At 55.0% G+C, this 5,467-nt stretch carries 4 protein-coding genes; 1 reads left to right on the top strand and 3 read right to left on the bottom strand.

The annotated features are described in order from the left end of the window. Positions 1-131: 131 nt before the first annotated feature. Both RMSM_RS43355 and polA read right to left on the bottom strand, forming a co-directional pair. A complete protein-coding gene (locus tag RMSM_RS43355; RefSeq protein WP_201767009.1) occupies positions 132-341 on the bottom strand; it encodes a DNA polymerase in 210 nt (69 codons plus the stop codon). An 8-nt stretch (positions 342-349) separates the two neighbouring features. Beyond that, positions 350-2,938 carry a DNA polymerase I gene (gene polA, locus RMSM_RS06450; protein ID WP_008693220.1) on the bottom strand — a complete coding sequence of 863 codons (2,589 nt, stop codon included), beginning with the start codon at positions 2,936-2,938 and terminating at the stop codon, positions 350-352. Positions 2,939-3,227: 289 nt separating this feature from the next. Here polA and RMSM_RS06445 point away from each other — a divergent pair, with 289 nt between their 5' ends. Further along, positions 3,228-4,241: an NAD-dependent epimerase/dehydratase family protein gene (locus RMSM_RS06445; protein WP_008693218.1), complete on the top strand. Its 1,014-nt coding sequence runs from the start codon at positions 3,228-3,230 to the stop codon at positions 4,239-4,241. Here the strand turns inward: RMSM_RS06445 and aroA are convergent. Further along, on the bottom strand, positions 4,220-5,467 hold a 1,248-nt coding region (aroA, locus tag RMSM_RS06440; RefSeq protein ID WP_008693216.1), incomplete at its 5' end, for a 3-phosphoshikimate 1-carboxyvinyltransferase. The two genes, RMSM_RS06445 and aroA, sit on opposite strands and share 22 nt — an antisense overlap.

The following is a 5,467-nucleotide window of genomic DNA, read 5'->3' as shown; positions in this document are numbered from 1 at the left end:
TGTGACGTTCGAGCGAGCCGGAGGCAGCCCCACCCGGATGTCGCTATAGGCTCCATCCGACCTCCCCATAAAGCGAAGCTTTGGGGAGGTGAAATTAATGTTGCGTGTGAGTGGGCGATTGAAAAAACGGCTCAGTGCGCTTCGAGCCAGTTGTCGCCGATGCCCATTTCGACGACGACCGGGACACTCATCGGCATCGCGGTCTTCATCGCTTGCTCGATTACTGGCATCACCGCTTCACTTTCCGATTTAGGCATATCAAAGACGATTTCGTCGTGCACGGTCAACAGCATCTTGGTTTTAAAACCGCCTTCGCAAAGTGCTTCATGCACGCGAATCATCGCCAATTTTAACACTGTCCCGCGGCGGTGCCTTGGATGGGACTGTTCATCGCCAATCGCTCAGCGGCGCTGACGACCGTTTTGCTTTTCGAATTGATGTCACGAATGTAACGCCGTCGCCCGGTTCGTGTGGCAACGTAGCCATGTTCTTTGGCAAACGCAATCGTTTCATCGATGTATCGCTGGACGCCGGGGTACTTTTCAAAGTAGTTGGCGATCAATTCGTTGGCTTCGCCTCGTGGAATGTTTAACCGTTGTTGCAGCCCGAAGCCCGAGATGCCATAGATGATGCCAAAGTTGACCGTCTTGGCCTTGTCTCGCATCTCACGAGTGACCTCGACTGGATCGACCTTATAGACTTTGCTGGCGGTGACGGTGTGAATGTCTTCGCCACTGATAAAGGCCTCGCGCATCGCTTCGTCGCCGCTGAGTTCGGCCATCACACGAAGTTCGATTTGCGAGTAGTCAGCCGACAACAGCACGTGGTTTTCGTCGCGGGGCACAAAGGCGGCCCGAATTTCGCGACCGCGTTGTTTTCGCACAGGGATGGTTTGCAAGTTAGGATCGTTTGATTGAATCCGACCGGTCGCCGTCCACGTTTGGCTGTAATGTGTATGCAACCGGCCTGTCTTGGGGTTCACCGCTGCAGGTAGTTGATCGACATAGACCGATTTTAGTTTGCGAGCGCCTCGGTATTCGAGTACGTCGCGAATGATCGGATGTTTACCGGACAGACGTTCCAGCTCGGCTTCGCGAGTTGAATATTGTCCTGTCGCAGTTTTCTTGGGATTCTTTTCGATCTCGAGTTCTTCGTACAAAACCACACCAAGCTGCTTGGGGGAATCAATATTGAACTCGTGACCGGCCGCCGCAAAGATTTGATTCTGCAAATCCTCGATTTCACCGCTTAACGTGCGTGAGTATTCGTGCAGCGCCTCGCTGTCCAGCCGGATGCCTTCGTATTCCATGTCGACCAAGACGCGAACGAGCGGAAATTCGACTTCGTAACAAACCTGGCTTACCCCGGCGGCGTCGAGATCCGCACGCAGGATCTTGGCGACTTGGAACGTGACGTCGGCGTCCTCGCAAGCGTACTCGGCGACACGCTCGACCTCGACTTCGCGCATGTTCTTTTGTTCTTTCCCTTTGGGACCAATCAAATCGCTGGTGGGAATCGGTTTGTAGCCAAGATAGAGCGCCGAGAGGTAATCGAGCCCATGCCGCATCTCGGGCTCTTTCATCGAATGGGCCAACATCGTATCGACAAGCTTGCCCCGCACTTCGAATCCATGCCAACGCAACAACGAAAGGTCGTACTTCAGATTGTGACCAATCTTTTCAATCGAATCGTCTTCGAAAATGGGACGAAACTCATCGATCACCGCCTGCGCTTGCTCGGGATTATGGGGGCAAACGACGTAGTAAGCCGAATGGGGCTCGAAGCAAAACGCAATCCCCAATGGGAATGCACTGCGAGGATCCAGTGAAGTGGTTTCGGTATCGAAACAGATCGAATCTTGCAGAGCCAACTTTGCGATCAGATTGGCGCGTTCGGCTGCCGTGTGAATTGTATGATAGGAATGCGGAACGTCGCGGATCGTTTTTTCTTGGACCGGTTCGTCGAACAACGTCGCTTGAATTTCCGATTCTCGTTTTTCGCGAACGACATTGGCGCGGGCCGATGCAGCGGAGAACGATTTGCCAAAGATTCGTTTACCAATCGCATCAAACTCGAGTTCGGTCAACAACGATTTCAGCGCGTTGGTGTCGTAGCTCTTCCACGACAATTGGTCGATGTCGACAGTGTGAGGCACATCCAATTGGATGGTAACGAGGTCTTTGGAAAGGAGGGCTTTGTCTTTATTTGATTCGATGTTCTCTTTTTGCTTGCCTTTCAGTTCTGATGATTTCGCGTACAGCTCTTCGATCGATCCGTATTTGGCGATCAATTTCTGAGCCGTCTTGGGGCCGATCCCTGGGACGCCAGGAATATTGTCACTGGCGTCGCCCATCAAACCGAGGATATCGATGACTTGATCGACCCGTTCGATTTCCCATTTCTGTAAAACTTCATTGACGCCAAAGATTTCAGCATCGCCTCCCTTCCGCCCTGGTTTGTAAACAAACACGTCTTCGCTGACGAGTTGGTCGTAGTCCTTGTCGGGCGTGACCATGTAGGTGCGGTATCCTTTGGCCTCGGCTTGATGCGCGATGGTGCCGATCACGTCATCGGCTTCGTAGCCAGGCATACGGATACTTTGGATTTTCAGAGCCTCGAACAATCGGTCGATCAACGGCAGCTGTTTGGCGATATCCTCGGGCATCTCATCGCGTTGGGCCTTGTATTCAGGGAACGCTTCGTGTCGCGCGGTCGGTTCGGGCGTATCAAAGGCGACTGCGATGTGAGTCGGTTCTTCGCGGCGAATCAGATCCAATACGGTGTTCAACACGCCAAACACCGCAGAGGTGCAGATCCCACCCGAGGTGAACCGGGGACTGCGAACCAGCGCAAAGTGGGCTCGATAGGTGAGCGCCATCCCGTCGAGCAAATAGAGCTTTTTGTCGTTGGGGAACAGGTTGGACGTTGAATCTGCCATGGTCGCTGCAAAATGAGGAAGCGTGTCAATGAATAACGTTATTTTTATCGCACAACCGTCACTGGCGTAAGCCGATCGATTCGCTACAACTATTTTCGCTATGTCACCGAACGTCTCAGTGTCGCCCGACGTCTCCGACGTCGGAATCTATGATTACAGGATGCGGGACGTCAGAGACAACCGGCAACAATTGCCTCGGACGTCGGTTTTGAGATGAGTAAGACAGCGGACGTCGGAGACGCCCGGCGACGATTGGCCTTTCCCATTTTCTTTGATCGATATCAGTTCTATGCGTGTTCTTGTTACCGGCTGCGGCGGATTCCTTGGCCGCGAGATCGTCCGGCAATTGCTTCGCCGAGGCGACACCGTCATCGGAATCTCACGCGGCACGTATCCCGATTTGGTCAACGAGGGCATGCAGCACATTCAGGGCGACCTAACCGACCGTGCTTTCTGTCAAAATGCGATCCGTGATGTCGACGCAGTCATTCACACAGCGGCGGTCGCGGGGGTTTGGGGCGAGTGGGAACATTTTTATTCGATCAACAAATTGGCGACCGATTATGTGATCGCCGCTTGTCAAACGAACTCGATTCGGCATCTCGTCTACACCAGCAGCCCCAGTGTGACATTTGATTCACAGCACCAACGCAATTTGGATGAATCGGCACCCTATCCGAGTCATTGGTTGTGCCATTATCCCCACACCAAGTCGATGGCCGAGCAAGCGGTGTTGGCGGCCAACGTGCCTGGGCAATTGAACACCGTCGCGTTGCGGCCGCATTTGATTTGGGGAGATGACGACCCGCACATCATTCCGCGGATTCTGGATCGGGCGCGGCGAGGACGGTTGCGAATCGTGGGCGATGGCAATAATCGTGTCGACACGGTTCACGTCATCAACGCCGCCGCAGCACACTTGGACGCACTCGATTCGCTCGAACGTGACCCGGGTCGGGGAAGTGGGCGAGCCTACTTTATCGCGCAAGACGAACCGGTGAATTGCTGGGACTGGATTTGCGAGATCTGCGAAATGGCTGGTGTCACCCCACCCCAACGAAAGATCAGCTACAAGGCAGCGTATCGCATCGGCGCGGTGCTCGAATCGATCTATCGCATGCTCGGGCGAACGCAAGAACCGCCGATGACACGGTTCGTGGCTGCTCAATTGGCCAAGGATCATTACTTTGATATTTCGGCGGCCAAAGAGCGGCTCGGCTATCGCGTGCGGGTTTCAATGAACGAAGGACTCGATTCGCTACGAAACTCGCTGAGTGGCACTCACGCCTCGCGGGACCAATGATGGCTGCGTCCGATCAGCTTTTCCAGATCGGCAAAGTATTCGGGATAGGTTTTCGCGGTGCAGGAGGGATTCTTGATCTTAACGCCAGCAATCCGAAGTCCTGCCAACGACAAACTCATCGCCATCCGGTGGTCGTGATACGTTTCCAACACCGCCCCAGTTAGCCCTTTTGTTCCGTCGACCGGCGGCGTGATCGTCAAGCCGTCTTCGTGTTCGGTCACCGTGGCGCCCAGTTTCTTGAGCTCGCAAGCCAAGTCCCCGATACGATCGGTTTCCTTGAATCGATTGTGTGCAACTCCACGCACCCGTGTCGGGCCATCGGCAAATAGGGCCACCACCGCTAACGTTTGCACGGTATCGCTGATCGCGTTCATATCGATGTCGACCCCGCGTAGTGGACGCCCAGTCACGGTGATTCCGTTGTCGTCTTCGTCCACTTTGCAGCCCATGCGCTTAAGCACATCGACAAAGCCGACATCGCCTTGCATCGCGGCATGTGTCAGTCCGGTAACAGTGACGCTGCCGCCGCTGATTGCCGCCGCAGCCCAAAAGTAGCTGGCAGCCGATGCGTCCGGTTCGATCGCGTAATCAAGACCACGATAACCGTAGCCATCGGTGTTGCCGGAGCTGGCGATGTCAAAGGCAATGCTCTGGTCCGCCGCCAGTCCCGAGGTGACCGTTGTTACTTTTCCGCCAAACGATTCAATTACTTTCGCGGTCATATCGACGTACGGTCGTGAAACCAATTCGCCCGTCACGGCGATCCGTGTGGTGCGGGCAGGTCCGGATTGGGCGGGACCGGAATGTGCGGGGGCTGAACCGATCGGCGCTGCCATCATCAACCCGCTTAAATATTGGCTGCTGACGGAGCCGCCAACTTGGATTTCCCCTGCCTGCCAACCGGCAGAATCGATGACAACCGGAGGACATCCGTTGGCCGATTCTGCCTCGATCTTTCCATCGATGATTGGCGCGATGGCGTCGACCAGATCGCCGATCGGACGCTCGTGCATCCGAGGCACCCCGTGCAATTTGTATCGGCCGCCGGCCGCCGACAATGCCGCCGTGAGAAAACGAATCGTGGTGCCGCTGTTGGCGATGAACAACGAATGGGGATCGTGTTGAGCCGCCGACGTGGTTGGCGTCGCTGGATTGTTAACGGTGATCGTTTGGCCGCCATCGGACACCCCAATATCCAACCCGATCGTTCGCAGTGCGTCGATCAT

It is taken from the genome of Rhodopirellula maiorica SM1 (assembly GCF_000346295.1).
Classification (GTDB): domain Bacteria; phylum Planctomycetota; class Planctomycetia; order Pirellulales; family Pirellulaceae; genus Novipirellula; species Novipirellula maiorica.
The sequence above is the reverse complement of the archived record's forward strand: the minus strand, read 5'-3'. Positions and strand labels throughout refer to the sequence as shown.